At 74.6% G+C, this 25077-nt stretch carries 25 protein-coding genes and 1 pseudogene; 14 read left to right on the forward strand and 12 right to left on the reverse strand.

What is annotated here, in order from left to right:
• Window positions 1-111: 111 nt before the first annotated feature.
• Window positions 112-2334: an MMPL family transporter gene (locus LPU61_RS07865; RefSeq protein ID WP_229404604.1), complete on the forward strand. Its 2223-nt coding sequence runs from the start codon at window positions 112-114 to the stop codon at window positions 2332-2334.
• An 87-nt stretch (window positions 2335-2421) separates the two neighbouring features.
• Here the strand turns inward: LPU61_RS07865 and LPU61_RS07870 are convergent, their stop codons facing one another.
• The gene (locus LPU61_RS07870) at window positions 2422-2613 is read right to left on the reverse strand and encodes a DUF2795 domain-containing protein (protein ID WP_043965996.1); all 192 of its coding nucleotides are present in this window, start codon (window positions 2611-2613) and stop codon (window positions 2422-2424) included.
• A gap of 103 nt (window positions 2614-2716) precedes the next feature.
• Here LPU61_RS07870 and LPU61_RS07875 point away from each other — a divergent pair, with 103 nt between their 5' ends.
• Window positions 2717-3973, forward strand: coding sequence for an erythromycin esterase family protein (locus LPU61_RS07875; protein ID WP_229404605.1), 1257 nt, complete (start codon window positions 2717-2719; stop codon window positions 3971-3973).
• A gap of 2 nt (window positions 3974-3975) precedes the next feature.
• Here the strand turns inward: LPU61_RS07875 and erm are convergent, their stop codons facing one another.
• Window positions 3976-4767, reverse strand: coding sequence for an ErmE/ErmH/ErmO/ErmR family 23S rRNA (adenine(2058)-N(6))-methyltransferase (erm, locus tag LPU61_RS07880; RefSeq protein ID WP_229404606.1), 792 nt, complete (start codon window positions 4765-4767; stop codon window positions 3976-3978).
• Window positions 4768-5132: 365 nt separating this feature from the next.
• On the opposite strand from erm, the gene LPU61_RS07885 reads away from it, so the two are divergent.
• Both LPU61_RS07885 and LPU61_RS07890 read left to right on the forward strand, forming a co-directional pair.
• Entirely contained in the window at window positions 5133-5402 is a 270-nt protein-coding gene (locus tag LPU61_RS07885) for a type II toxin-antitoxin system prevent-host-death family antitoxin (RefSeq protein ID WP_229404607.1), read from the forward strand.
• On the forward strand, window positions 5399-5683 hold the full coding sequence (locus LPU61_RS07890; RefSeq protein ID WP_229404608.1) for a type II toxin-antitoxin system RelE/ParE family toxin: 285 nt from the start codon (window positions 5399-5401) through the stop codon (window positions 5681-5683). Before LPU61_RS07885 ends, LPU61_RS07890 begins: the two co-directional genes overlap by 4 nt.
• Window positions 5684-5717: 34 nt before the next feature.
• Here the strand turns inward: LPU61_RS07890 and LPU61_RS07895 are convergent, their stop codons facing one another.
• Window positions 5718-6623: a Gfo/Idh/MocA family protein gene (locus LPU61_RS07895; protein ID WP_229404903.1), complete on the reverse strand. Its 906-nt coding sequence runs from the start codon at window positions 6621-6623 to the stop codon at window positions 5718-5720.
• A 228-nt stretch (window positions 6624-6851) separates the two neighbouring features.
• On the opposite strand from LPU61_RS07895, the gene LPU61_RS07900 reads away from it, so the two are divergent.
• Both LPU61_RS07900 and LPU61_RS07905 read left to right on the forward strand, forming a co-directional pair.
• Window positions 6852-7244, forward strand: coding sequence for a hypothetical protein (locus tag LPU61_RS07900; protein WP_043965988.1), 393 nt, complete (start codon window positions 6852-6854; stop codon window positions 7242-7244).
• A pseudogene (locus LPU61_RS07905) lies at window positions 7237-7685 on the forward strand (hypothetical protein). Before LPU61_RS07900 ends, LPU61_RS07905 begins: the two are co-directional and overlap by 8 nt.
• Here the strand turns inward: LPU61_RS07905 and fabG are convergent.
• On the reverse strand, window positions 7658-8416 hold the full coding sequence (gene fabG, locus LPU61_RS07910) for a 3-oxoacyl-ACP reductase FabG (protein ID WP_043965984.1): 759 nt from the start codon (window positions 8414-8416) through the stop codon (window positions 7658-7660). The pseudogene LPU61_RS07905 and the gene fabG sit on opposite strands and share 28 nt — an antisense overlap.
• A gap of 55 nt (window positions 8417-8471) precedes the next feature.
• Entirely contained in the window at window positions 8472-10124 is a 1653-nt protein-coding gene (locus LPU61_RS07915) for an alpha-amylase family protein (protein WP_043965983.1), read from the reverse strand.
• A 78-nt stretch (window positions 10125-10202) separates the two neighbouring features.
• On the opposite strand from LPU61_RS07915, the gene LPU61_RS07920 reads away from it, so the two are divergent.
• Window positions 10203-10808, forward strand: a complete 606-nt coding sequence (locus LPU61_RS07920; protein ID WP_043965981.1) for a DUF1349 domain-containing protein — start codon at window positions 10203-10205, stop codon at window positions 10806-10808.
• A 118-nt stretch (window positions 10809-10926) separates the two neighbouring features.
• The gene (locus LPU61_RS07925; protein WP_043965979.1) at window positions 10927-11598 is read left to right on the forward strand and encodes a DedA family protein; all 672 of its coding nucleotides are present in this window, start codon (window positions 10927-10929) and stop codon (window positions 11596-11598) included.
• Window positions 11599-11629: 31 nt separating this feature from the next.
• Here LPU61_RS07925 and LPU61_RS07930 read toward each other — a convergent pair whose 3' ends face one another.
• The 4 genes from LPU61_RS07930 to LPU61_RS07945 form a co-directional block, all read right to left on the reverse strand.
• Complete coding sequence (locus tag LPU61_RS07930) at window positions 11630-13198, reverse strand: cellulose binding domain-containing protein (protein ID WP_229404609.1); 1569 nt, start codon at window positions 13196-13198, stop codon at window positions 11630-11632.
• A 45-nt stretch (window positions 13199-13243) separates the two neighbouring features.
• Window positions 13244-14674 (reverse strand): chitinase, encoded by a 1431-nt coding sequence (locus LPU61_RS07935; protein ID WP_229404610.1) that lies wholly within the window; start codon window positions 14672-14674, stop codon window positions 13244-13246.
• Window positions 14675-14736: 62 nt separating this feature from the next.
• On the reverse strand, window positions 14737-15543 hold the full coding sequence (locus tag LPU61_RS07940) for a membrane protein insertase YidC (RefSeq protein WP_229404611.1): 807 nt from the start codon (window positions 15541-15543) through the stop codon (window positions 14737-14739).
• A 164-nt stretch (window positions 15544-15707) separates the two neighbouring features.
• Window positions 15708-16007 carry a DUF6412 domain-containing protein gene (locus LPU61_RS07945; protein WP_229404612.1) on the reverse strand — a complete coding sequence of 100 codons (300 nt, stop codon included), beginning with the start codon at window positions 16005-16007 and terminating at the stop codon, window positions 15708-15710.
• Window positions 16008-16156: 149 nt separating this feature from the next.
• Between LPU61_RS07945 and LPU61_RS07950 the strand changes: the two genes are divergently transcribed.
• The 4 genes from LPU61_RS07950 (at window position 16157) to LPU61_RS07965 (ending at window position 21219) form a co-directional block, all read left to right on the forward strand.
• Window positions 16157-17305 carry a glutamate--cysteine ligase gene (locus LPU61_RS07950; RefSeq protein ID WP_229404613.1) on the forward strand — a complete coding sequence of 383 codons (1149 nt, stop codon included), beginning with the start codon at window positions 16157-16159 and terminating at the stop codon, window positions 17303-17305.
• 93 nt (window positions 17306-17398) lie between these two features.
• Window positions 17399-18772 (forward strand): FAD-dependent oxidoreductase, encoded by a 1374-nt coding sequence (locus LPU61_RS07955; RefSeq protein WP_229404614.1) that lies wholly within the window; start codon window positions 17399-17401, stop codon window positions 18770-18772.
• Between the two features lie 78 nt (window positions 18773-18850).
• Complete coding sequence (locus tag LPU61_RS07960; RefSeq protein ID WP_229404615.1) at window positions 18851-20272, forward strand: WGR domain-containing protein; 1422 nt, start codon at window positions 18851-18853, stop codon at window positions 20270-20272.
• 41 nt (window positions 20273-20313) lie between these two features.
• Window positions 20314-21219: an aminoglycoside phosphotransferase family protein gene (locus LPU61_RS07965; protein WP_043965968.1), complete on the forward strand. Its 906-nt coding sequence runs from the start codon at window positions 20314-20316 to the stop codon at window positions 21217-21219.
• An 11-nt stretch (window positions 21220-21230) separates the two neighbouring features.
• On the opposite strand, the gene LPU61_RS07970 is transcribed toward LPU61_RS07965, so the two are convergent.
• Together LPU61_RS07970 and LPU61_RS07975 are read right to left on the reverse strand one after the other, a co-directional pair.
• Entirely contained in the window at window positions 21231-22085 is an 855-nt protein-coding gene (locus LPU61_RS07970; protein WP_229404616.1) for an Fpg/Nei family DNA glycosylase, read from the reverse strand.
• Between the two features lie 26 nt (window positions 22086-22111).
• Window positions 22112-22312 (reverse strand): winged helix-turn-helix domain-containing protein, encoded by a 201-nt coding sequence (locus tag LPU61_RS07975; RefSeq protein WP_229404617.1) that lies wholly within the window; start codon window positions 22310-22312, stop codon window positions 22112-22114.
• A gap of 397 nt (window positions 22313-22709) precedes the next feature.
• Between LPU61_RS07975 and LPU61_RS07980 the strand changes: the two genes are divergently transcribed.
• On the forward strand, window positions 22710-23537 hold the full coding sequence (locus LPU61_RS07980; RefSeq protein WP_229404618.1) for a DUF4383 domain-containing protein: 828 nt from the start codon (window positions 22710-22712) through the stop codon (window positions 23535-23537).
• 298 nt (window positions 23538-23835) lie between these two features.
• Here the strand turns inward: LPU61_RS07980 and LPU61_RS07985 are convergent, their stop codons facing one another.
• On the reverse strand, window positions 23836-24204 hold the full coding sequence (locus LPU61_RS07985) for a helix-turn-helix domain-containing protein (protein ID WP_043965966.1): 369 nt from the start codon (window positions 24202-24204) through the stop codon (window positions 23836-23838).
• A 97-nt stretch (window positions 24205-24301) separates the two neighbouring features.
• Here LPU61_RS07985 and LPU61_RS07990 point away from each other — a divergent pair, with 97 nt between their 5' ends.
• Window positions 24302-24955: an NAD(P)-dependent oxidoreductase gene (locus LPU61_RS07990; RefSeq protein WP_229404619.1), complete on the forward strand. Its 654-nt coding sequence runs from the start codon at window positions 24302-24304 to the stop codon at window positions 24953-24955.
• Window positions 24956-25077: the final 122 nt, after the last annotated feature.

A 25077-nucleotide genomic window follows, 5' to 3' on the forward strand; every position in this document is an offset into this window, starting at 1 on the left:
CGCCGCCGCCCGGCCGGCCCGGCCCGCCGCCCGGCGGCTCCACCCACGACGGCTCCACCACCACGGTTTGACCCCACGACGACTCCACCCACGATCGAGGACAAGGATCTGATGGCGACCCTGTTGTACCGGCTCGGCCGGGCCTCACTACGCCACCGGCGGCTCGTCGCCGTCGTCTGGCTCGTCGTGCTCGTCGGCCTCGGCATCGCCGCGGCGACGCTGCGCGGCCCGACGGCGAGCAACTTCACCATGCCCGGCACCGAGTCCCAGCGCGCGATCGACCTGCTCGCCGAGCGGTTCCCGGCGGCCAGCGGGGCCACCGGCACCATCGCCGTCAAGGCACCGGCGGACGGCCAGCTCGCCACGCCCGAGGGGCAGGCCCTGGTCAAGCAGGTGACCCAGGAGGCGGCCACCCTGCCCGGGGTGGTCGGCGCGGTGGACCCGTACCAGTCCCAGGCGATCTCCCCCAACGGCCGGTACGCGCTGATCCAGGTGCAGTTCGCCGGCCGCGCCGACGACGTCACCGACGCCCAGCGCGACGCGTACGAGAAGGTGGGCGAGCAGGCCGAGGCGCAGGGCTGGCAGATCGCCCCGGGCGGCGAGGTGCTCGGCGGCGAGCCGGAGGTCGGCTCCACCGAGGCGCTGGGCGTCCTCGTGGCGGCGATCGTCCTGGTCATCACGTTCGGGTCGCTGGTCGCGGCCGGGATGACCATGCTCAACGCGCTGATCGGCGTCGGCGTCGGCATGGCCGGCCTGTACGCGCTCTCCGGCACCATCGAGCTGACCAGCACCGCGCCGATCCTGGCGCTGATGCTCGGCCTCGCGGTCGGCATCGACTACTCGCTGTTCATCACCTCCCGCCACCGCCAGCACCTGATCGAGGGGCTCTCCCCGGAGGAGGCGGTCGGCCGCGCCGTCGGCACCGCCGGCTCCGCCGTGGTGTTCGCCGGGGCCACCGTGGTCATCGCGCTGGCCGGTCTCGCCGTGGTGGACATCCCGTTCCTCACCGTCATGGGCCTGGCCGCCGCCGGCACGGTGACCGTCGCCGTGCTGGTCGCCATCACCCTCGCCCCCGCGCTGCTCGGCTTCGCCGGTCACCGGGTCCTCCCCCGCCGGCTGCGCCGGGCCGGCAACAGCGCAGGCACCGCGCCGGCGAACGGGACGGCACCGGCCGAGGAGCAGACAGGTTCGGGAACCGCCGAGGACCGGTCCGGCTTCGGCTTCCGCTGGGCGCACCTGGTCACCCGGCTGCGCGTACCGGTGATCCTGGTGGCCCTGCTCGGCCTGGGCCTGCTCGCGGTGCCCGCCCCCGACATGCGGCTGGCCCTGCCGGACGCCAGCACCGCCGCCGCGGGCTCGCCGGCCCGGCTGAACAACGACCTGGTCCGGGAGGGCTTCGGCCCCGGCTTCACCGGCCGCCTCGCGGTGGTCGTCACGTCCGACTCCCCGCAGGCCACCGCCGCCGCGGCCCCGCAGGTCGCCAAGCTGGTCCAGGCCACGGACGGGGTGCTCGCGGTGGCCCCGCCGCAGACCGACCCGACCGGGCGGACCGCGCTGCTCGGGGTGATCCCCCGCAGCGGCCCGACCGACGAGGCCACCGAGGAGCTGGTGCACGACATCCGCCGCCAGGTCGCCGGCGTCGACGGGGCGGACGTGCTGCTGACCGGCGCGACCGCGATCGGCATCGACGTGTCGGAGAAGCTCTCGGACGCGCTGCCGGTCTACCTGCTGCTGGTCGTCGGCCTGTCGATCCTGCTGCTGATGCTGGTGTTCCGGTCGATCCTGGTGCCGGTCAAGGCGGCGCTGGGCTTCCTGCTCACGGTCGCCGCGACGTTCGGCATCACGGTGGCGGTGTTCCAGGAGGGGACGCTGGCCGGGCTCGTCGGCCTCGACACCCCCGGGCCGCTGGTCAGCTTCCTGCCGATCCTGCTCATCGGCATCCTGTTCGGCCTGGCCATGGACTACGAGGTCTTCCTGGTCTCCCGGATGCGGGAGGACTACGTGCACGGCGACACCGCACGCCAAGCCACGATCAACGGCATGGGCCACGGCGCGCGCGTCGTCACCGCCGCCGCGCTGATCATGATCTCGGTCTTCGGCGGGTTCGTGTTCCTCGACGACCCGGTGATCAAGTCGATGGGCTTCGCGCTCGCCGCTGGGGTCGCGATCGACGCCTTCGTGGTGCGGATGACCATCGTGCCGGCGGTGATGTCGCTGCTCAACACGGCGGCGTGGTGGATCCCGCGCTGGCTGGACAGGATCCTGCCCAACGTGGACGTCGAGGGCGAGGGCCTGCGCGCCCACCTGGCCGACAAGGAACCGGCCGGGGTCTGAGCGGTGCAAGGAGGGGTCCCCTGTTGACGCATTCTGTCGTACAGGGGGCCCCTGCAGACACCTGCGTGCCGCCGCCCGCGCACGCGCTCAGGCGAGCGTGGTGAGCGCCTCGGTCAGCTCCGCCGGGGAGGAGAACTCCTCCGCCGGCAGCGCGTGCAGCATCTGCAACACCTCGGTGCTGGCCCCGTTCTCCTGCCCCCAGCGGACCAGGTCCTCCCGGGAGACCGGGTAGTCGAGCCCGGCCAGGTACTCCTGCAACTCCACTCCACTGACGGTCATGCCGGCCGGCTACCCGTTCGGCCCGTCTCCATGCCCCCGCGCGCCCCCGGCCGGGCGCGAGCGGCGGGCGGTTTGTCCCGGCGGGGGCCGGGTAGCCGCGGACATGCTGGTACAGCGGCTCGGCGCGCCGAGCGACTTCGATCCCCTGCTGGACCGGATCCGGGGCGCCCGGATCGTCATGATCGGCGAGGCGACGCACGGCACCCACGACTACTACCGCCTCCGCGAGCAGCTCACCCGGCGGCTCATCGCCGAGCAGGGCTTCCGCTTCGTCGCCGTCGAGGGGGACTGGCCGGACTGCGAGCGCGTACACCGGTCGGTCACCGCCGCCCCCGGCGGGCTCGCCGACCCGCAGGCCGCGCTGGAGCGCTTCACCCGCTGGCCGACCTGGATGTGGTCCAACGCCGAGGTGGCGCGCTTCTGCCGCTGGCTGCGCGCCTGGAACCAGGAGCGCCCCCCGCAGCAGCGCGCCGGCTTCCACGGGCTGGACGTCTACAGCCTCTGGGAGTCCATGCAGGCGATCTTCGACTACCTGGGCGAGGAGGAGCCCGCCTCGCTGGAGGCCGCGCAGGAGGCGTACCGGTGCTTCGAGCCGTACGGACGGCGGATCGAGGAGTACGGCGCGGCCAGCCGGTTCGTCTCGGCCCGCTGCGAGGAGGAGGTGGTGCGGCTGTTGGCGCGTACCCGGGAACAGGCCGCCGCGGACGGCCCGGACCGCTTCTCGGCCTGGCAGAACGCGGAGGTGGTGGCCGGTGCGGAGCGCTACTACCGGGCGATGATGGGCGGCGGGCCGCACTCGTGGAACGTCCGGGACATCCACATGGCGGACACCCTGGACCGGCTGCTGGACTTCCACGGCCCCGGCTCGCGGGGGATCGTGTGGGCGCACAACACCCACGTCGGCGACGCCCGGGCCACCGACATGGCCGCCGACGGGATGGTCAACATCGGCCAGCTCGCCCGCGAACGGCACGGCGCGGACGCCGTGGTGCTCGTCGGCTTCGGCAGCTACCGGGGCACGGTCGTCGCCGCGCCGCGCTGGGGCTCGCCGGCCGAGGAGATGGTGGTGCCGCCCGCCCGCCCCGGCTCGGTCGAGCGGCGGCTGCACGAGCTGCTGCCGGAGCGGGCGGTGCTGGTCTTCGGCGGCCCCGACCAGCCCGGCTGGGTCACCGAGGAGCACGACCACCGGGCGGTCGGCGTCGTGTACGACCCGAGCTTCGAGTCGTGGGGCAACTACGTGCCGACCCGGCTGGGCGAGCGCTACGACGCGTTCGTCTGGTGCGACGAGACCCGCGGCGTGCGCCCGCTGCCGGCGCTCACCTCGTTCGGCGAGATGGAGACGTACCCGGCGGGGGTGTGACCTCAGCGGAGCAGGCGGTGCAGGGCGAGCCACTGCTCCGGCCAGACCTCGCCGGGCAGGGCGTCCCGGTCGAGGCGCACCGCGCGCAGCGCCGCGTCGACCCGGGCGCGGGGGCGGTGCCGGCTCAGCGAGGCCGCGACGCCGCCGCCGACCCCGCCGAACCCGACCTCCACCAACCGGCGGTACGCGGGCCACTCGCCGGGCGGCAGCAGCGGCTCGGCCCGCCGGTCGAGGCGCAGGATGCCGGCGTCGACGCGGGGCACCGGGCGGAACGCGGTGCGGGGCACGGTGCCGGCGAGCCGCCACGCGTACCCGGGCCAGGTCAGCACCGTCAGCCGGCTCCACCGGCCGGCGTGACCGGTGCGCTTGCGGGCGTACTCCAGTTGGGTGAGCAGGGTCGCCGAGCGCAGCCGGTCGGCGGCCAGGCACCAGCGGACCACGGCCGCCGTGAGCGACCAGGGGATGTTGCCGACGACCGCGAACGGCTCGGCGGGCGGGTCCGCCGCCAGGAAGTCGGCCCGGCGCAGGGTCACGCCGGGCAGGTCGGCGCAGGTCACGGCAAGGTCCGCGGCGGCGACCGGGTCAATCTCGTACGCGACGAGCCGCCCGCACCGGGCGGCCAGCGCGCGGGTCAGCCGGCCCCGGCCGGCACCCACCTCCAGCAGCAGGTCGCCGGGGCCGGGGCGGGCCGCCGCGACGATCCGCGCGACGGCGGCCGGGTCGGCGAGGAAGTTCTGGGACAGTACGCGACGGGACCGGTCGCGTTCGGTGGCACGGGTACGGCGGGGCGCCATGGGTCGTCGTCCTGTCTGTCGCCGGCGGCGACGGGCACGGACAGGCGGCCGGCGGGCAGCCGGCGGGTGGGCCTGTCCGGTCGGATGGGGACTCGGACGGCCCTCGGCGCGGGGGACGCGGGCGGCGTTCACCGCCCGGCGGCGATCAGGCGCGGGTGGCGTCCCGGCCGGCCGGGGCCGGACGCCGGACTCGCGGGCGGGCCACCAGCAGCGGGGCCCACGCGGCCGGCGAAGCGGCCACGTCGATCAGGGCGTGCGTGAACATGCGGGCAGAGTAGGCCGGGCGACCCCGCTCACGCGACCGATTTGCCGGCCACCCAGGCACAACTCTGTCGTACGAGTTGTACAAGTCGTACGCTGGGGGCATGAGCGAATCCGCAGCGGAGCTGCCGATCTCCGAAGCCCGCGAAAGCCTCGCGGATGTGGTGTCCCGCGCCCATTACGCCGGGCGCATCACCTACATCACGCGACGTGGCCAACGACTGGCGGCGATCGTGCCGGTCGAGTTGGCCGAGGCGATCGAGCGGGCCGAGGACGCCGCCGACGTGGCAGCCGCGCGCGAGGCGCTGGACCGCATCGACGCCGGCGACACGCCGATCGCGCTGGCCGAGCTGCGGAGCGAACTCGGGCTGTGAGCGCACCGACCCCGCCGCAGGTCTACACCGTCCAGGTCGACCGGGTAGCCGCCAAGCTGCTGCGCAAACTCGACCGCCCGGTGCAGGCCCGTCTTCTTGCCGCCATCGCCGGACTCGCCATCCAGCCCCGGCCCGCCGGGGTCAAGGCGTTGACCGGACACCCCGGCCTGCTGCGCATCCGCTCGGGTAGTTACCGGATCGTCTACACCGTCCGCGACGATGAGCTGATCGTGCTCGTGGTCCACCTCGGCCACCGGAGCGACGTCTACGACGTCCTGTGACGCACCGGGCTGTCGCACACCCGGCGGTGCGGTCTCAGTCGGGCACGGTGACGGTGCGGCCCTCGGCGCGGGCGGCCTCGGCGGCGGCGAGGACGGCCACCACGTCGCGGCCGAACCGCACGTCGCACCGGTGGTCCCGGGTGCCGGCGTCGATCTCCTCCAAAAGCTGGTCGATCGCCACCCCGAACGCGGTCAGCGAGCTGCCGTCGCCGGGCGGGACCGGCTCGACGCCGCTGTCGCCGTAGAAGGCGAACTCGGCCGCGACGGCCTCGGGCGGGGCGTCGAGAGTCAGCGAAACCGTGCTCGTCGCGCCGCCGGAGTGGGTGAGCAGCAGGTGGACCAGGCCGCGCGGGCCGTCCATCGCGGCGACCCGGGTCACCGGGCCGAGCACCGGCAGGATGATCGACAGGGCGTGCGGGCCGATGTCCCACAGCGCGCCCCGGTCGCGACGCCACTGCGAGCCGCCGTACGGGCTGCCGGGCTGGAAGATCGAGGCGAACCGGACCGCCCTGGCGGTGTGCCAGCCGCCCGCGGCGGCGGTGGAGGCGAGGAACCCGGCGATGTTCGGCTGGAAGCGGCTGGTGAAGAAGACCACGGAAGCGACGCCGGACTGCGCGGCGGCAGCGACCACCCGGTCGGCGTCGGCGACGGTCAGCGCCAGCGGCTTGTCCAGCAGCAGGTGCCGGCCGGCCGTGGCGGCCCGGACGGCGACGTCGGCCTGGACGTCCGGCGGCAGCGCCACGGCGACCGCGTCGCAGGCGTCGAGCAGCGCGTCGACCTCGGTGAACGCGGGCACCCCGTGCCGGGCGGCCAGCTCGGCGGCGCGGTCGGGGTTGCGGCCCCAGACGCCGGCCAACTCTGCGCGGGGGTGCGCGCCGATGCCCGCCGCGTGCGTCTCGGCCGCCCAGTGGCCGGTGCCGAACAAGCCGAACCGCAGCACGGTCCACCCCCGGTGTCCGTCGTCGGCGCCGGCGAGCCCGGAGCCGTGATCCACGCTAGCCGCCCGCCCCGCCTTGGCGCAGCCGACGCGTCGGGCACGGGAACGCGGACCCCGGCCCGGGAGGCGGACAGGCGTGGGGCGGGGCTGCGGGCGGACCGGGCCGGGGGCGTGTACTACGCCGGTTAGTAGGCTGTCCCGGTGACCGAGACTGCGACGCCGTTGGCGTCGATGACCAGCGCGGCGGCCGGCTCGCCGGTGGACGGGGTGCTGGCGACGGCGACGATCGTGCTGTCGCTCGTACTCGCCGGGTGGGCGCTGGTGGCGGCGGTGCGCAACCGGCCGCCGGACCGGGTGCAGCTCGCCGGCCTGGCCGTGCTGGAGCTGGCGCTGCTCGCGCTGGCCGTGGTGGCGCTGGTCGCCCTCGGCGGCGGCGAGCGGCCGGGCGAGCCGGGCGCGTTCTTCGGCTACCTGGTGACGCTGGTCTGCCTGCCGCCGCTGGCCTGGGTGCTGGCCCGGATGGAGCCGACCCGGTGGGGCTCGGCGATCGTCTGCGCGATCTGCGTGGTCACGCCGGTCGTGGTGGTCCGGCTCCAGCAGACCTGGGAGGTCGTCGGTGGTTGAGACCGAGGCACCCAGGCCCGCCACCAACACCGGGCCGGGCCGGCTGCTGATCGCCGTGTACCTGCTGTTCGCCATCGCCGCGACCTCCCGGGCGGGCCTGCAGATCGCCACGCGGTTCGCCGAGGCGCCGGTGGCGTACCTGCTGTCGGCACTGGCCGCGCTGGTCTACATCGTCGCCGCCGTGGGGCTGGCCCGCGCCGGGCACGCGGGCCGACGGGTCGCGCTGGCCTGCTGCTCGGTGGAGCTGGTCGGGGTGGTCGGCGTGGGCCTGCTCAGCCTCGCCGACCCGGAGCTGTTCCCCGACGAGACGGTCTGGTCCGGGTTCGGCAGCGGGTACGGCTACGTGCCGCTGGTGCTGCCGGTGCTCGGCCTGCTCTGGCTCTGGCGCACCCGCACCCGCTGACGCCCCGCCCTCAGTCCTTCGGGCCGCCGGCTACGTAGACGACCTGGCCGGAGACGAAGGACGCGCCCTCGCTGACCAGGAACGAGATGGTGTGCGCCACGTCCTCCGGGCGGCCGACGCGGCGCACCGGGATCTCCGACTCGGCGTGCTTCTGGAGCGCCTCGAAGTCCACCTTCATCCGGGCGGCGGTGGCGGCGGTCATGTCGGTGACGATGAACCCGGGCGCGACCGCGTTGACGGTCACCCCGAACGGGCCCAGCTCGATGGCGAGGGTCTTCGTGAAGCCCTGCAGGCCAGCCTTCGCCGCCGCGTAGTTGGCCTGGCCCCGGTTGCCCAGCGCGGAGGTGCTGGAGAGGTTGACGATCCGGCCCCAGCGCCGCTCGACCATGTGCTGCTGGGCGGCCTGACTGAACAGGAACGCGCCGCGCAGGTGCACGCCCATGACGGTGTCCCAGTCGGCGTCGGTCATCTTGAACAGCAGGTTGTCGCGGAGCACGCCGGCGTTGTTGACCAGCACGGTGGGTGCGCCCAGCTCGGCGGCGACCCGCTCGACGGCGGCGGTGACCTGCGGCCGGTCGGCGACGTCCGCGCCGACGCCGATCGCCCGGCCGCCGGCCGCCACGATCGCGTCGACGGTGTCGGCGGTGGCCGCCTCGTCGATGTCGACCACGGCGACGGCCAGGCCGTCGGCGGCCAGCCGGCGGGCGGTGGCCGCCCCGATCCCCCGCGCGGCCCCGGTCACGATGGCGACCCGCTGCTCCTCCGACATGCCTACCTCCCGGTAACCTATGGCGACCCGGGGAGCGTAACCCACCGGCCGGAGGTCAGAACGTGTCGCCGCGGCAGAGCCGGATCCAGCGGTAGCCGTAGCCGGCGAGCTTCAGCGAGTCGAGCTTGCCCACCTCGCCGTAGTTGCGGTCGGTGAGCACGTCCAGCGGCAGGTCCGCCTCGGCGGCGAGCATGCCCAGGTCGACCTCCACGTCGTCGGTGCCGAGGTTGTGCAGGAAGACCATCGTCCCGGTCGGACCGTCGGCCCGGTGCGCCAGCACCCCGGCCGGCATCGGCACGTCGATGTGGGTGGTCGACCCGGAGCCGATCTCCGGGGCCTCGCGCAGCGTCCGGATCATCCGCTCGAACCACGACAGCAGCGAGCGCGGGTCACCGCGCTGGGCGGTCACGTTGACCTTCTCGTACGAGTAGTCGCCCGAGTCGATCACGGGGCGGACCAGCTTCTCCGGATCCGCCGTGGAGAAGCCGGCGTTCGGCTTGAACGACCACTGCATCGGGGTACGGATCGCCTCCCGCCCCGGCAGCGACAGGTCCTCGCCCATGCCGATCTCCTCGCCGTAGCGCAGCACCGGCGTGCCGCGCAGCGAGAACTGGAGCGCGTACGCCAGCTCGACGCGGCGGCGGTCGTTGCCGAGCATCGGGGCGAGCCGGCGGCGGATGCCCCGGTCGTAGATGCGCATGTGCTCCTCGGGGCCGAACTCGGCGTACACCTGGTCGCGCTGCGCGGCGGTGAGCCGCGACAGGTCGATCTCGTCGTGGTTGCGCAGGAAGGTGGCCCACTGACCGCCGGTGGGCAGCGTCGGGGTGTCGCGCAGCGCCTCGATGACCGGCTCCGGGTCCCGCCGGGCCAGGGCGAGCATGAGCCGGCCGTTGAGCATGAAGTCGAACAGCATGTGGATCCGGTTGCCGGAGCCGCTGCCGTCGCCGAAGAACGTGGGCAGCTCGTCGGGCTCCACGTTGGCCTCGGCGAGCAGGACGGCGTCGCCGCGCCGCCACTGGACGTGCTGGCGCAGCTCGGTGAGGAACTCGAAATCCTTCGGGGAGTCGGGGTTGCCCGGCTCGGTCAGCTCGATGATGAACGGGACGGCGTCCATCCGGAAGCCGGAGACGCCGAGCTGGAGCCAGAACGAGACGATCTTCTTGACCTCGGCGCGCACCTGCAGGTTCGCGAAGTTGAGGTCCGGTTGGTACTTGTAGAACCGGTGGTAGTACCACGCCTTCGCCGTCCGGTCGTACGTCCATGTCTCGTTCTGCTCGCCCGGGAAGACCATGCCCTGGTGCCGGTCGGCGGGCTCGTGGTCGGCCCAGACGTACCAGTCGCGGTAGGGCGAGTCGGGCGAGGACCGGGCGGACTGAAACCACGGGTGCTGGTCGGAGGTGTGGTTGACCACCAGGTCGATGATGACGCGGATGCCCCGGTTCTGCGCCTGGTGCAGCAGCTCCGCGAAGTCGCCGAGGGTGCCGAAGCGCGGGTCCACGTTGTAGAAGTCGGTGACGTCGTAGCCGTCGTCCCGGTTGGGCGACGGGTGGATCGGGTGCAGCCACAGGCAGGTCACCCCGAGCCGGGCCAGGTAGTCCAGCCGGCCGATGAGGCCCCGGATGTCGCCGACCCCGTCGCCGTCGGAGTCCGCGTACGTGTCGATGTCGAGGCAGTAGACGACGGCCTCGGAGTACCACCTGTCACCCATGCCGGCGTACCTTCTCCGATTCGGCCCGCCGGCAAACGCGAACGCCGCCCGCGTCGGAGGGGCGGTAGCGTTTCCGGCATGAGCAGCGGATCGGGTACGGGGTTGCGCGACGTCGACTGGGCGCAGGGCGAGTGGCTGCACCGGCCGGTGCGGGCCGAGCCGACGCCCGACGGCGGGCTGGTCGTCGAGCCGGGCGCGGGCAGCGACTTCTGGCGGCACACCAGCTACGGCTTCGTGCACGACGACGGCCCGGCCCTGCTCGCCCCGCTGCCCGCCGGCAGCGCCGTGGAGGTCGACTTCCGGCTCGACTTCACCGAGCAGTTCGACCAGGCGGGCGTGCTGGTCCGGGTGGACGAGCGCACCTGGGTCAAGGCCGGGGTGGAGGTCAGCGACGGCGAGGAGCAGGTCGGCGCGGTGGTCACCCGGGAGGTCTCCGACTGGTCGGTGGCCCCGGTGCCGCAGTGGTCGGGACGGACGGTGAGCGTGCGGGTGAGCCGGGCCGGCGACGCGCTGACCGTGCGGGCCCGCGCGGGCGACGAGCCGTGGCGGCTGGTCCGGGTGGCCCCGCTCGCGCCGGACGCCGAGGCGTCCGCCGGGCCGTTCTGCTGCTCGCCGACGCGGGGCGGACTGGCCGTGACGTTCACCGGCTGGCGGCGGGGCCCGGCGGACGCCGCCCTGCACTGAGCCCCTCGGGTGGGCCCGGTCACCGGGGGGTGTGATCGCCCGCAGACTGGGTAACACCTCCCGATCCCCCCGGCGGCCCACCCAGGTCCGCTCCCCGCGGCTCCACGGAAGGACACCCATGGCCCTCGCCCAGGACGTCGAACCGTCGCAGTTCACCGGGCTGACCGGGTGGGTGGCCGACGTCATCGGGGCGCTCGGCGCGGTCGGGGTGGCCCTGCTGGTGGCCCTGGAGAGCATCATCCCGCCGATCCCGAGCGAGATCGTGCTGGCCATGGCCGGCTACCTCGCCTCGCAGGGGCAGTTCAACGTGGTGCTGATCGTCGTCGCCGCGACGGTCGGCTCGCTGCTCGGGGCGCTGGTGCTCTACTGGCTCGGCGCGGCCCTGGGCGAGGAGCGGTTGAAGCGGTGGCTGGACCACATCCCGCTGGTCGACCGCGACGACCTGGAGAAGGCCGACCGTTGGTTCGAACGGCACGGCCGGTGGGCGGTGCTGATCGGGCGGGTGGTCCCGGTGGTCCGCAGCCTGGTGTCGGTCCCGGCCGGGGCCAACCGGATGCCGCTGGGCGAGTTCGTGCTGCTGACCACGCTGGGCAGCGGGGTGTGGAACGCGCTGATCGTGGGGGCCGGCTTCGCGCTCGGGTCCCGCTGGGAAGAGGTGGACCGCTACAGCAGCTGGTTCAACTACGCGATCTTCGCCGTCTTCGGGGTGATGGTCGTGAGCTGGGCGGCGAAGAAGGTGCGCCGCCGCCGCGCGCGGCGCGACCGGCAGTCGGTGACCGCCGGCCGCTGACCGCGCGCGGGTCCGCGGTTGCCGTCCCGGCTCAGTACCGGGCCGTGATGTTCGTGAACTCCCAGGTGTCCTGGGCGATGCCGGAGCAGTTGGCGACCACTCCCCCGCCGGGGCACGGCCGGTCGCGGTTGACCGACCAGAAGGTGAAGCGGGACAGGCCGCGGGCCTTCGCCCAGTCGCGGATCTGCGTCCAGGTGGCCGGGGAGGTCAGCTCCTGCTGGTCGGACAGTCCGTTCATGCCGGAGATGCCCATGTGCGCATACGCGGTCGCGTCGGACCAGCCGAACGCGTTCTTCAGCGCGGTCTTCAGCCCCTCGGACGCGTTGACGGTGTTCTGGTACATGTTCGCGCCGCCGCCGAAGTCGAACGGCATGATCGTGAACGTGTCGATGTTCGCCCCGAGCGCGGCGGCCTGGTTGATCAGCCGGGTGCCGTAGTACGACGGGCCGGTGGTCGAGGTGCCGAACGTGACGATCGTCTTGATCCCCGGGTTGTTCTGCTTGACGATCTTCAGCGCGCCGAGGATGCGGTCCTGCACCGCCTCGTTCTCGAACTCGTCGCTGTTCTCGATGTCGATGTCGATGGCCTTGAGCCCGTACGCGTTAATGACCTGCTGGTACGCCCCGGCGAGCGCGCTGGCCGAGGAGCAGTTCGGGCCCAGCTTGTTGCCGCTCCAGCCGCCGAAGGACGGGATGACGTCGCCGCCGGCCGCCCGGATCGCGGCGATGGTGGCGGCGTGCGCGCCGCCGGTCAGCGGGCCCGTGCCGTCCCACGCCGGGGTGCAGCCGCCGCCGGAGAGGACGAACGCGATGGTGAACCACTTGACGCCGGTCGCGCCCATGACCGTCGCCGGTGCGGGCGGGTCGCCCCAGCCCGGGTAGAGGTACGGCGCGGCGGCCATCGGCCCGTTCCCGCCCGTGCAGCCGGAGGTGGTGGCGGACGCGGCCGCCGACTTCGCCGACTCGCCCGAGGAGTTGTACGCCGCGACGGTGTAGCTGTGCGCGGAGCAGGTGGCCAGCCCGGAGACCGTCGCCGAGGTACCGGTGACGGTGGCCCGCACGGCGCTGCCCTCGTACACCCGGTAGCCGGTCACGCCGGAGACGGCGTTCCAGGCCAGCGACACCGACGAGGCGGTGGTGCCGGTGACCCGCAGCCCGCCCGGGGTGGCCGGGCCGGACGGGGTGCCGCCACCGGTGCAGGAGCCGCCGTTGACGGTGCAGTTGGTCGGGTCGCCGGTGCCGGCGACGACGAAGCCGAACGAGGTGCTCGCCCCCGGGGCGAGGGTGCCGTTCCAGGACGCGTTGACGGCGGTGACGTGCTGGCCGGAGGTGGTCATCGTGGCGTCCCAGAAGGAGCCGAGGGTGGTGCCGGCGGGCAGGTCGAACTGGACGTTCCAGGAGCCGATGCTCGCCGAGGTGTCGTTGGTGACGGTGAACTTCGCCTCGTACCCGCTGCTCCAGCTCGCGGTGCGGACGAACGCGGCGGTGGCCGCCGACGCGGCCGGCGGGGCCGCGAGGGTGGCCGCGACGACGGCGGCGGCGAGCGCGGCGGCGAACGTCGCCGCGCGGGGGGTACGCAGTGTCGGGGCGCGCAGTTTCACGGTGGCCTCCAGGGACCGGGGGTGGGGTGGGGGTGGGGCAGCAGGTCAGGGCAGGGTGGACAGGTGCGGCTTGACGGTGCGGGCGAAGCCGTTGCCGTTGCTGACGTCCCAGTTGATCGACCAGGTCATCGCGCCCCGGATGCCCGGGTAGGTGCGCGGCGGGCGGAAGCTGCCGCAGTTGGTGCCCCTGGCCAGGCAGTCGAGGGCGGCGTTGACGACGCTCGGGGCGACGATGCCGCCGCCGGCCGCGCCGGGCCCGGCGGGCAGGCCGAGGCCGACCTGGTCGGGGCGCAGCCCGGCCTCCAGCTGGATGCAGGCGAGCGCGACGATGAAGTTCACGCTGCCCTGGGGGTAGGCGGCGTTCTGGTCGCAGCCGAGCATCGCCCCCGAGTTGTAGAACTGGGTGTTGACGACGGTGAGGATGTCCCGGATGTCGAGGGCCAGCTTGAAGTAGCCGGCGGCCGGCGACTGCATGTCGATGGTCTGCGGCGCCATGGCGATGATCAGGGACGGGCCGGCCTTGGCCCGCAGGGCGCGCAGCGCCTGGCCCATGTACGTCGGGTTGAGCCCGTTCTCCAGGTCGATGTCGACGCCGTCGAAGCCGTACCGCCGCAGCAGCGCGTACGTGCTGTCGGCGAACGCGGTGGCCGAGGCGGCGTCGTTCACGGCGACCCGACCGGTCTCGCCGCCGACGGAGAGGATCACCTTCCTGCCGCGCGAGCGCAGCGCCTGCACGTCGGCGGTGAACTCGGCGTCGGAGTAGCCGCCGAGGGCGGCGGACAGGCCGGGGTCGACGGCGAAGGTGACCGCCCCGGGGGTGGCGGTGGCCTCGGCGAAGGCGACCGCGACGAGGTCGTACTCGGCGGGTACGTCGCGCAGCCGCAGCTCGACGGCCGGGTTGTCGAAGTTGTGCCAGTAGCCGGTGAGCAGGTGCTTCGGCAGGTCACCGGTGGGCGGGGCGGTGGTGGGCGGGGCGGTGGTGGGCGGGGGTGTCGTGGCCGGCGGGGTGGTGGCCGGCGGGGTCGTCGGGGGCGCGGTGGTGGCCGGCGGGGTGGTGCCGGTCGGGGTCGGGGTGGGGCCGCCGCCGCAGGGGGCGCCGTCGAGCTGGCAGTTGGCCGGGCTGCCGGAACCGGTGGCGAGGAAGCCGAACGAGGTGCTCGCCCCGGGGGCGAGGGTGCCGTTCCAGGACCGGTTGGTGAAGGTGTGCCGCTGGCCGGAGGAGGTCAGCAGGGCGTCCCAGTAGCTGCCGAGGGTGGTGCCCGCCGGCAGGTCGAAGGTGACCGCCCAGCCGGAGAGGGTGCTGGCCCCGCCGTTGGTGATCGTGTACTTGCCCTCCCAGCCGGTGCCCCAGTCGGCGGTCTTGACGAAGGTCGCGGTGGCCCCGGCGGCGAACGCCGGCAGGGCCACCCAGGCCGCCCCGACGGTCGCCGCGCACGCGGTAACCAGGGTCAGAATCAGTGTTCGGGTACGCCTCATGCAGCCCTCCACGCCCGGACGGAATTCATATCCGTCAACGTTGGCGCTTATTATTAGGACTGTTAACTGTTTCTGTCCAGGGGCTGGCCGGCGGAAACCTGCGGGCGACGCAGCACCGCCTGTTCGAGGGCCGTCCACGCCGTCGTGGTGACCAGGTAGAGCACCGCCGCCAGCGGCACCACCAGCGCCGCCACCACGGTCAGGTACGGCAGCAGCGGCAGCACCCGGCCGAGCACGGCCGGCACCGCCCCGTCGGCCGGGGTGCCGCCGCCGGCCGTGCCCGTGCCCCCGGTCATGGTGGTGCCGGCCGCCGCCGCGCGCCGGGCCCGCCGCGACGACCACCAGGCCAGCGCCACCAGCGCCGCCAGCAGCGCCCCGAACAGCGGGCCCGCCGCACCGGCCAGCCCGTCGGAGAGGTGCCAGCCCAGCGGCACCCCGGCCAGCCGCTCGGCCAACAGCCCGCCACCGGCGTCGCCGGTCCCGCCGCCCGTGCTGCCCTCGCCGGTGCTGAACAGCCGGTACATCACCAAAAAGAACGGGGCCTGGAGCAACGCCGGCAGGCAGCCCGCGACGGGGCTCGCCCCGGCCGACCGGTACAACCCGAACAGCTCGCTCTGCAGGCGGGCGGGGTCGTCGGCGTACCGGCGTTGCAGGTCGCGGACCTGCGGGGCGAGGGCCGCGCGGCGCCGCTCCCCACGGACCTGGGCCAGGGTGAGCGGTGAGACCAGCAGGCGGACGGCGATCGTGAACAGGACGATGGCGGCGGCCGTGGCGGCCCCGCCGGTCAGCGGGTGCAGCGTGCCGGCGAGCCAGGTGACGGTGTCGGCGGCGACGCCGACGGCGGCGTGCAGTGGTGCGAAGGCGAGCATGGGGTGACCCCTCGGTCCGGTTTCCGGTGGTGTCCGGCCGGCCCGGGAACGGGCGCGGCGGGACGGACGACGACGGAACCGGCCGGGTGGCGCACGGCGACGACGGGCTGCCGCCCGGTGGCCCAGCCGGCGGGCGGGGCGGGGGCAGACGCCGTCCGGGGGCGCTACCCGGCCGAGAGGGCCGGGCTTGGTGCGCGGGGGCGGGGACGACCGGCGGCGTCCGGGTCGACCTGCCGGGGCACGCCCCGGCGGCGGGCGCGTTCGCGCAGGCCCACGCCCCGGCCGACGCCCCGCCCCGGCGGGCCGGCCGCCGCGGAGGGCCGCCCGGCGAGCAGCACGGTGAGCAGCACGACGGCGGCGACGGCCGCCCCGGCGAGCAGCTCGGCGGGGCGGTCCGCGAGCAGGGTCAGGTGGGTGAGCGCGTACGCCCACGTCCCCGTCACCGCCAGCAGCAGCCCCGTCACGCCGGCCAGGGTAGGAGACGCCGTCCACCGTCCCCCGGCGAAGGAAACGCCCGACCCGACACGCGGGTGGGGCGTTTCCCCGCGCCGACACGGTGGGTAATGCGCCGTCGACGTCGCGGCGCGGTACCGCGACCGGCACGGAACGGACGGTGAGTGCGATGAGCGGGTCAGTGGCCGAGCGGGAACGGGACGCCGCCCAGGGCGGGACCGACCTGCTCACCGTCGGCGTGGAGGAGGAGTTCCTGCTCGTCGACCCGCACACCGGCACCGCCGTGCCGGCCGTCGACCTGGTCATGGAGCAGGTGCCGGCGGAGCTGCGCGGGCAGGTGGAGCGGGAGTTCCAGACCAGCCAGATCGAGATCGGCAGCCCGCCGGGGCTGGAGCTGTCGTCGATCCGGCACTCCCTCGGGGTGCTGCGCCGGGCGCTGGCCGACGCCGCCGAGCGCGCCGGCGTACGGGTGCTGGCGATCGGCACGGGCCCGGTCGAGGGTCCCGTCCCGCCGGTGGTCGACAAGCCCCGCTTCGACCGGATGATCGAGCGGTTCCGGCTGCTGGTGCCGGGGCCCGGCAACAACGGCATGCACGTGCACGTCGGGGTGCCGGACGCGGAGACCGGGGTGCAGGTGCTCAACCACGTCCGGCCCTGGCTGCCGATCCTGCACGCGGCCACCGCGAACTCGCCGTTCTCCGGCGGGGTGGACACCGGCTACGCGAGCTGGCGTTCGGTGGAGTGGGAACGCTGGCCGTCGGTGGCGCCGACGCCGTACCTGGAGTCGCACGAGCACTACGAGCGGCTGATCCGGCAGCTCATCGCCAGCGGGGTGATGCTCGACGAGGGGATGCTCTACTGGTATGCCCGGCTGTCGGCGAAGTATCCGACGGTGGAGCTGCGCATCGGCGACGTCTGCCCCTCGGTGGACGACGCGGTGCTGGTCGCCGCCCTGGTCCGGGCCCTGGTGGCGACCGCGATGACCGACATCGCCGAGGGCCGACCGCCCATCCGCACCGACCACCACCTGCTGGTGGCCGCGCACTGGCGGGCCGCCCACGACGGCCTGGAGGGCCGGGGCGTCGACCTGACCGACGGCGAGCTGCGCCCCGCGTGGGAGCTGCTGGACTCCCTCGTCGAGCGGCTCGCCCCCGCGCTGGACCGGCACGGCGACCTGGCCGAGGTGACCGACCTGCTGGGCGGGCTGCGCCGGCACGGCACCGGGGCGGCGCGGCAGCGGGCCGTCTTCGCGCGCACCGGGAGCCTGGTCGACGTGGTGCGGGACGTGGCCCGGCAGACCCGTGGCTGAGCGTGGCGGCCGGGCTCCCGCACCGGGCCGGGACGAACGCCCGCGCCGCCGGGACCGGCCCGGGGCGGGGCGCGGCGTGACAGGATGGTCGTCGTGGCGCAACGGCTGATCGTCGTCGGCGGGGACGCCGCCGGCATGGCGGCGGCCTCCCAGGCGCGCCGCCGCCGCGACCGGTCCGACCTGGAGATCGTGGCGTTCGAGCGGGGGCACTTCACGTCGTACTCGGCGTGCGGCATCCCGTACTGGATCAGCGGGGTGGTCCCGGAGCGGGACCAGCTCATCGCCCGCGACCCGGCGACCTTCCGCGCCGACTTCGACATCGACGTCCGGCTGCGGCACGAGGTCACCGCGATCGACCTGGCCCGCCGGGAGGTCGTCGCCCGCGACCTCGACGGCGGCGGCGAGGTCCGCGAGCCCTTCGACGAGCTGGTGTACGCCACCGGGGCGGTGCCGAAGCGGCCCGACTGGGCCGACGCGGGCGTGCGGGGCGTCTTCGGCGTGCAGACCCTCGACGACGCCTCGGCGCTGCGCGCGTGGCTGGACGCCGAGCCCGCGCCGCGCCGCGCGGTGGTGGTGGGCGGCGGCTACATCGGGGTGGAGATGGCCGAGGCGCTGATCCAGCGCGGGCTGTCGGTCACCCTCGTCGAGCAGGCCGACCAGCCGATGGCGACCGTCGACCCCGACATGGCGGCGCTGGTCGCCGACGCGATGCGCGGCATCGGCATCGACATCCGTACCGGAGTCGAGGTGACCGGGCTCGACGAGCGTGACGGGCGGGTGTCCGCGGTGGTCACCGCGGACGGGCCGCTGCCGGCCGACGTCGTGGTCCTGGGCCTGGGGGTACGCCCCGACACCGCCCTCGCCGAGGCCGCCGGCCTGCCCATCGGCCTCTCCGGGGGGATCCGGGTGGACCGGCGGATGCGGGTGCCCGGGGTGCCGGGGGTGTGGGCGGCGGGCGACTGCGTCGAGACCCTGCACCGGGTCAGCGGGCTGCCCGTGCACGTGCCGCTGGGCACCCACGCCAACAAGCAGGGCCGGGTCGCGGGGATCAACCTCGGCGGCGGGTACGCCACCTTCCCCGGCGTCATCGGCACGGCCGTGACGAAGGTCTGCGAGCTGGAGGTGGGGCGCACCGGCCTGCGCGAGCGGGACGCCGCGGCCAGCGGGTTCGAGTTCGTGTCGGTGCGGGCCGAGTCGACGAACCGGGCCGGCTACTACCCGGGGGCGCGGACGATGACGGTGAAGCTGATCGCCGAGCGGTCCAGCGGGCGGCTGCTCGGGGCGCAGATCGTCGGCTGGTCCGAGGCGGCGAAGCGGATCGACACGCTGGCCGTGGCGCTGTGGAACGAGATGACGGTGGACGAGATGACCGCCCTCGACCTCGGCTACGCCCCGCCGTACGCGCCGGTGTGGGACCCGGTGCTGATCGCGGCCCGCAAGGCGGTCGACGCCCTGCACCAGGTGTAAGTGTCGGGGGGCGCGGTTAGCGTGTTGGCGCAGCCGTGGTGCCGGGTCCGGCGCCCCACCCCCTCGAAAGGCATCACCATGTCGCAGGAGACGACCTACCTCGAACTGTCCGAAGCGGACGGTGCGGCGCACAAGTTCTACGAGGTGGTGGTGGACGACACCGCGCTGACGCTGCGCTACGGCCGGATCGGCGACCAGGGTCAGGTGAAGACCACGACCTACCCGGACAACGCGCGCGCCCGCGCCGCCGCCGCGAAGAAGATCGGCGAGAAGGTCCGCAAGGGGTACGCCCCGGCGGTGCCCGGCGTCCGCCAGAAGCGGCCCGTGTCGCGGCGGCAGATCGTCAGCACCCGCTCGACGGCCCGCACCGCCCCCGTGCTGTGGCGGTACGCCTCGGGCGCGCCCGCGTTCGGCATCTTCGTCGACGGGCAGCACTGCATGGTCGGCAACGAGCACGGGGTGATCACCACCCTCGACCACGACGCCCGGGTGCTCGACCAGGTCCGCCTGCCCGACGGGGTGAAGTGCATCGTCGCCGACGACGCCTGGCTCTACGCGGGCTGCGACGACGGCAACGTCTACGACCTGTCGGGCAAGGTGCCCCGGGTGGCGTACGCGATCGCCCCCGACATCGACATCTACTGGCTGGACATCCACGACGGGGTGCTGGGCGTCGCCGACGCCGACGGCGGCATCGCCGCGATCGACCACGAGGACGAGTTCCTGTGGCGGCGACCGGGGCGCGGCCGGGCGGCGTGGATGGTGCGCTGCGACGCCGACGCGCTCTACCACGGCCACTCGCAGGGGGTCACCGGCTACGACTGGCGCACCGGCCGGGAGCTGTGGCACACCCGCACCGGGTCGGTGCTGTTCGGCTGGCAGGAGCGCGACGCCGTGTTCGCCGGCACCGGCACCCGCGAGGTGGTGCGGCTGCGCAAGGACGGGCGGGCCGAGCAGACGTACCGCTGCGACGCCCCGGTCTTCTCGTGCGCCACCGCCGAGGACGGCCGGTACGTCTTCGCCGGCGACAACCAGTCGTCGATCTACTGCTTCGACGCGGCCGGCAACCGGCTGTGGAAGCTCGGCACCGGCTGCGGCTCGGCCTACTCGATGCAATTCCACGATGACCGGCTCTACGTGGTCACCACCAGCGGCTATCTGGCCTGCGTCGACGCCAGCGAGCCGGCGATCCGGGCCGCCGAGGCGGGCACCGTGCCGGAGGTGGTGGACGTCAAGGCCCCCGCCCGGCAGCCCGAGCCGGCGGCGTGGACCACCGTGGAGGTGGTCACCGACGACCGGGGCGGCGTGGTGGTGCAGTGCGTCGACGACGGCGGCCGGCTGCGCGTCCACGTGCTCTCCGACGGCTACCGACGGGACTGGTCGGTGCAGTTTCCCAAGGGCATCCGCGAGCCGGGCGCGCGCTACCTGGTCACCGAGGTCCGCGAGGCGGGCCGGGGCGGCTTCTACCGGGCGTACGGCGACATCCACCGGCTGCGCTGAGCGGTCCCCGGCGCGCAGCGGCGGTGGGGCAGGATGGTCCGATGGAGACGGAGCTGGAGATCCCCGAGCGGCTGAGCTGGTTGCGGCGGACGCCTTTCGGCCGGGCCTGGCTGGCGGCGCTGCCGGGCCGGCTCGCCGACTGCGTCGAGCAGTGGGGGCTGCGGCTCACCGGCCCGCCGTTTCCGTACGCGTTCGCCTCCCTGGCGCGGCCGGTCGAGCTGCCCGACGGCACCCGGGCGGTGCTCAAGCTCCAGCTTCCCGACGCCGACAGCGTGCACGAGGCCACGGCCCTGGCATGCTGGGCGGGTGACGGGGCGGCCCGGCTGCTGGCCCACGACCCGGGTCGGCGGGCGCTGCTGGTGGAGCGCTGCGACCCGGGCACGCAGCTGCACGCCGTCGGTCGGGACGGAGCGCCGCAGGTGACGCTCGACGAGGCGCTGGACGTCGTCGCCGGGCTGCTGCCCCGGCTGTGGCGACCCGTCGGCGCGCCGTTCACGCCGCTGGCCGAGGAGGCGGCGGGCTGGTCGGAGCAGCTGCCGGTGCGCTGGGAGCGGCTCGGCCGGCCGTTCGAGCGCCGGCTGCTCGACGCCGCGCTCGGCCGGCTCGCCGAGCTGGTCGACACGCAGGGCGAGCAGGTGCTGGTCAACCAGGACCTGCACGCCGGCAACATCCTGCGGGCCACCCGCGAGCCGTGGCTGGTGATCGACCCGAAGCCGCTGGCCGGGGAGCGCGAGTTCGGCGTGGTGGCGATCGTCCGGGGCCAGGAGCTGGGCCACTCCCCGGCGGCGGTGCGGCGGCGGCTGGACAAACTGACCGGCGACCTGGGCCTGGACCGCGAGCGGGTGCTGGGCTGGGCGATCGGGCACACGCTGGCCTGGAGCATGACCGATGACGTCGTGTTCACCGAGCACGCCGAGATCGTCCGCTGGCTGCTCGACCTCGCCTGAGCGGCGGCGGGTCAGGGCCGGCCGGGCTGGCAGGTGGGGCACCAGTAGAGGTTGCGGCCCGCCAGCTCGCCCCGGCGCACCTCGTCGCCGCAGACGTGACACGGCTGGCCGGGACGGCGGTAGACGTAGACCTCGCCGCCGTGCCGGTCCACCCGGGGCGCGCGACCGGTGGCCTCCGGCAGGTGGGCGTCCCGCACGGTGTCGATCCGGCCCGCCTCGACGGCCCGGGTCATCAGGTGCACCAGGTCCGCCCACAGCTCCCGCCACCGGGCCGGGGTCAGCTCCCGGCCGGGCAGCAGCGGCGACAGGCCCGCCCGGAACAACGCCTCCGTGACGAAGATCAGGCCGGTGCCGGCCACCACCGACTGGTCGAGCAGCAGCGCCGCGAGCGGGGTCGCGCTGCGGGAGATCCGGGCGTACGCGCGGGCCGGGTCGGCGTCGGCGCGCAGCGGGTCGGGGCCGAGGCGGTCGCGCAGCGCCGCCACCTCGGGCGGGGTGAGCAGCTCGCAGGCGTTCGGGCCGCGCAGGTCCAGCCAGTGCCCGCCGTCCGACGCCGCCGGCCCGGAGCGCGTACGCGAACCGTCGCCGGTCAGCCGCAGCCGCACCTGACCGACGGGCGGCGGGGGCTCGCCCGACCCGTCGGCGAACTTGCCGTACAGGCCGAGGTGCACGTGCAGGGTCAGCCCGTTCGCGTGGTGGTGCAGCAGGTGCTTGCCGTACGCCTCGGTGCCCTCCAGGACGGTGCCGGAGAGCAGGGCCGCGCCGTCGGCGAAGCGGCCCTGCGGGCTGGTGGCCCGCACCTCGGCCCCGGCGAACAACTCGGCGTGCCGGGCGGCGAGGCGGTGGATGGTATGTCCCTCTGGCACGGCCGCCAGCATAGTCAGCAGTGGGGTCAGCGGCCCTCGGTGACGTACGTCCCGCGCTGCGGCATGGTCATGACCAGCCCGCGCTCGCGCAGCAGAGCGATCGCGGCACGGACCGTGCCTCGTGCCACGCCGTACTCCTGCTGAAGCCGGAGCTCGCTCGGCAGCGGCTTGAGCGGCTGCAACTCCCCCGACTCGATGCGCTTGGCGATCAGGTCGGCGAGCTGCACGTACAGGGGGCGCTCGTCGGTCGATCTTCGTCCAGCCGGCCGGGCTGAGGCCGCAGTGCCCTGCACCAACCCCGCGCAGGCCGATACGGCCGGCTGCCGCCCCGAGGCCGGGCCAAGGTCACCGCCTTGCCGACATGCCGGTCGGACGCGCGGCAGGCCGCCGCTGACCACCTGCACCCACGCACACGCAGCCGAAGCAGATCTTGGTAAGTTTCGGCCCCCAGAGGGGCCATTTCTCACCAAGATCTTGGCGCCACGGCGGACTCGGCGGGGGCCGCGCGCCCCGATCGGGTGAACCGGGTGTCGCCGGATCGGCGGCTGGGTACCTCGGTGGCGTTACCGCGTGGCTGCCACCGGCGCTTCCGAGGTCTCCACGCGTTCATCAGGAGGTGATGAGGTGAAGATTCCTTCGCTGTTGTCCCGCCGGAACGAGCCGGCGACGACGTACGACAGCAACGGCGACGGCCGGGTCGACGAGCGCGACGGAGTTGTCGCGTCCGGCACCGACGGCCGCCCCGACGGGCAGCCGGTGGTCACCGACCGGGGCGGGGAGCAGACGACGTACCGCAGCAGCGCGACCGCCACCGACGGCGAGCGGGCCTCCGACGTGGAGCGACGGGCCGCCGAGCGGGGGGCCCTGGCCCGGGCCGCCACCGCCCGCGCGGCCACCGCCCGCACCCCGGACGGCGAGCTGCGCCGCCCGACCACCGCCGCGCCCACGGTGGACTCCCCGGACCCGGAGCGGACCGCCGACCGGGAACGCGGCGTCACCCGGACCCTGCCGGCGGCTCCCACGGCCGCACCGGCGACGGACCGCACCACCGAACGGCCGCTGCCGGCCGACCGGGTCGACGCCGACGCCGAGACCCGGCGGGAGCCGGTGCCGGTGGTGGCCGGGCCGAAGCCGAGGGCCAGCCTGCTCGCCACCCTCGGCCTGGTCGTCGGCGTCGCCGGGCTGGCCGCCGTGCTGACCGGCACCCTCGCCGGGTACGGCATCGCGGTCGGCGCGCTGGGGGCGGTGCTGTCGGTGTTCGGCCTGCTCGCCACCCGCCGCCGGCACATCGCGGGCAAGACGGACGCGCTGCTGGGCATGGCCTTCGGCGTGGCCGCCGTGGTGCTCGGGGTGCTGGCGATGACCGGGCAGTTCGTCTGGCCCACCACGGACGGCGACTGGGTGCAGCGGCTGCGCGAGTGGCTCGACTCACAGTTTGTCGATCGCCTCTGACGGGCACATTGGACCCCGCCGGCGGTGCGCCGGCACAGTTCGACCCGGCGATGCGCCGGCCCTGATCGACCCGGTGGTGCACCGGGGATGCTCGACCCCGGCGGTGCGCCGGGACTGTGGGACCCGGTGGTGCACCGGGACTGTGCGACCCGGCGACTCGCCGGCAGCCCGACTTCTCCGGTGGTTCACCGGCCGGGCACACCCTTTTCGGGGGCGGCGATTCGCCGCCCCCGAAGCATGTCCGGCGAGCATGTTCCGGGTGGCACCCCCAGGGCGGGCCCCGCCCCCGGTCGCCGCCTCAGTCCGGGTGGGCGACGCCCTCCCGGGCGTCGAGAAGCTCGTCCCAGTGCTCGCGGTTCCACGCGCAGACGGCCTCGATCGGGCCGAGCATGCTGCGGCCGAGCGCGGTGAGGGCGTACTCGACCCGGCGCGGCGGGCCGGGCTGCTCCGAGCGGCGCACCAGGCCGCTGGCCTCCAGCCGGCGCAGCGAGGCGGTGAGGGCCTTGGCGCTGACCCCGCGCAGGGGCACCCGCAGCTCGGAGAAGCGTCGGGGGCCGCCCTCCAGGCAGCGGATCACCATGCCGCCCCACTTGTCGCCGAACCGGAACGGCGACAGGTCCGACGGGCAGAGCGGGTCGAACATCTCCGGGTCCAGTGGCGTCGCCATGACACTCACCGTAATCGGTATCCGGGCGGTAACCGGCCCCCCGGCTAGCGTCGCTGCGAGGTCGCCGGCGGGGCGACCGGAGCGAGGGGGTACGTCGATGAGTGGGATCGTCGTCTTCGGGGCCGGTGGCCGGGCCGGCCGGGCCGTGGTGGCCGAGGCACGGGCGCGTGGTCACGAGGTGACCGCCGTCGTGCGGGACCCGGCCCGCCACCCCGCCCTGGCGGCCGAGCGGGGCGTCCGGGTCGCCTCCGGTGACGTCACCGACGCGGGGCGGGTCGCCGAACTGGCGGCCGGACACGACGCGGCGGTGCACACCGCCGCCGACCTGGGCGTACCGGCCGACGTGTTCTTCCCGGCCGCCGCCCGCGCGCTCGCGTCCGGGCTGGGGCGGGCCGGGGTGGGCCGGCTGGTGGTCGTGGGGCTGGCCGCCGTCCTGCCCACCGAGGCCGGGGCCCTGCTGCTGGACACCCCCGGCTACCCGCAGGAGTACCGGGCGTTCTGCCTGGGGCACGGTGCCGGCAACGAGGCGCTGCGCCGGGCGGAGGGCGCTCCGGACTGGCTGGTGCTCAGCCCGGCCGGGGACTTCGACCACACCGGCCAGCCCGCCGGGGGCTACCGGTTCGCCACGGCGGACGCCGGCAGCCGCATCACCTACCCGGACCTCGCCCTCGCCCTGCTCGACGAGATCGACGCGCCCCGCCACCACCACGTGCACCTGGGCGTAGCAGGCACGACCCCACCCACCCCCTAGACCCCGCTCGCTCCGCTCCCGCTCGCCCTGCGGCGATCTTGGACAGCTGTTGTCGGGAGCGAACGCGAAGTGTCCACGTTCGGGCGGCTCGCCCCGCCCAGGCGAGGCGGAGCGGCGGAGCG

It is taken from the genome of Micromonospora sp. NBRC 110038 (genome assembly GCF_020884815.1).
Classification (GTDB): Bacteria; Actinomycetota; Actinomycetes; order Mycobacteriales; family Micromonosporaceae; genus Micromonospora; species Micromonospora haikouensis.

Coding starts and splice junctions, on each gene's coding strand:
- LPU61_RS07915 (WP_043965983.1), bottom strand. CDS start 10,124: ATGGGTGACAGGTGGTACTCCGAGGCCGTCGTCTACTGCCTCGACATC.
- LPU61_RS07965 (WP_043965968.1), top strand. CDS start 20,314: ATGGAGACGGAGCTGGAGATCCCCGAGCGGCTGAGCTGGTTGCGGCGG.
- LPU61_RS07925 (WP_043965979.1), top strand. CDS start 10,927: ATGGCCCTCGCCCAGGACGTCGAACCGTCGCAGTTCACCGGGCTGACC.
- LPU61_RS07875 (WP_229404605.1), top strand. CDS start 2,717: ATGCTGGTACAGCGGCTCGGCGCGCCGAGCGACTTCGATCCCCTGCTG.
- LPU61_RS07885 (WP_229404607.1), top strand. CDS start 5,133: ATGAGCGAATCCGCAGCGGAGCTGCCGATCTCCGAAGCCCGCGAAAGC.
- erm (WP_229404606.1), bottom strand. CDS start 4,767: ATGGCGCCCCGCCGTACCCGTGCCACCGAACGCGACCGGTCCCGTCGC.
- LPU61_RS07920 (WP_043965981.1), top strand. CDS start 10,203: ATGAGCAGCGGATCGGGTACGGGGTTGCGCGACGTCGACTGGGCGCAG.
- LPU61_RS07990 (WP_229404619.1), top strand. CDS start 24,302: ATGAGTGGGATCGTCGTCTTCGGGGCCGGTGGCCGGGCCGGCCGGGCC.
- LPU61_RS07870 (WP_043965996.1), bottom strand. CDS start 2,613: ATGACCGTCAGTGGAGTGGAGTTGCAGGAGTACCTGGCCGGGCTCGAC.
- LPU61_RS07940 (WP_229404611.1), bottom strand. CDS start 15,543: ATGCTCGCCTTCGCACCACTGCACGCCGCCGTCGGCGTCGCCGCCGAC.
- LPU61_RS07935 (WP_229404610.1), bottom strand. CDS start 14,674: ATGAGGCGTACCCGAACACTGATTCTGACCCTGGTTACCGCGTGCGCG.
- LPU61_RS07900 (WP_043965988.1), top strand. CDS start 6,852: ATGACCAGCGCGGCGGCCGGCTCGCCGGTGGACGGGGTGCTGGCGACG.
- fabG (WP_043965984.1), bottom strand. CDS start 8,416: ATGTCGGAGGAGCAGCGGGTCGCCATCGTGACCGGGGCCGCGCGGGGG.
- LPU61_RS07985 (WP_043965966.1), bottom strand. CDS start 24,204: ATGGCGACGCCACTGGACCCGGAGATGTTCGACCCGCTCTGCCCGTCG.
- LPU61_RS07865 (WP_229404604.1), top strand. CDS start 112: ATGGCGACCCTGTTGTACCGGCTCGGCCGGGCCTCACTACGCCACCGG.
- LPU61_RS07960 (WP_229404615.1), top strand. CDS start 18,851: ATGTCGCAGGAGACGACCTACCTCGAACTGTCCGAAGCGGACGGTGCG.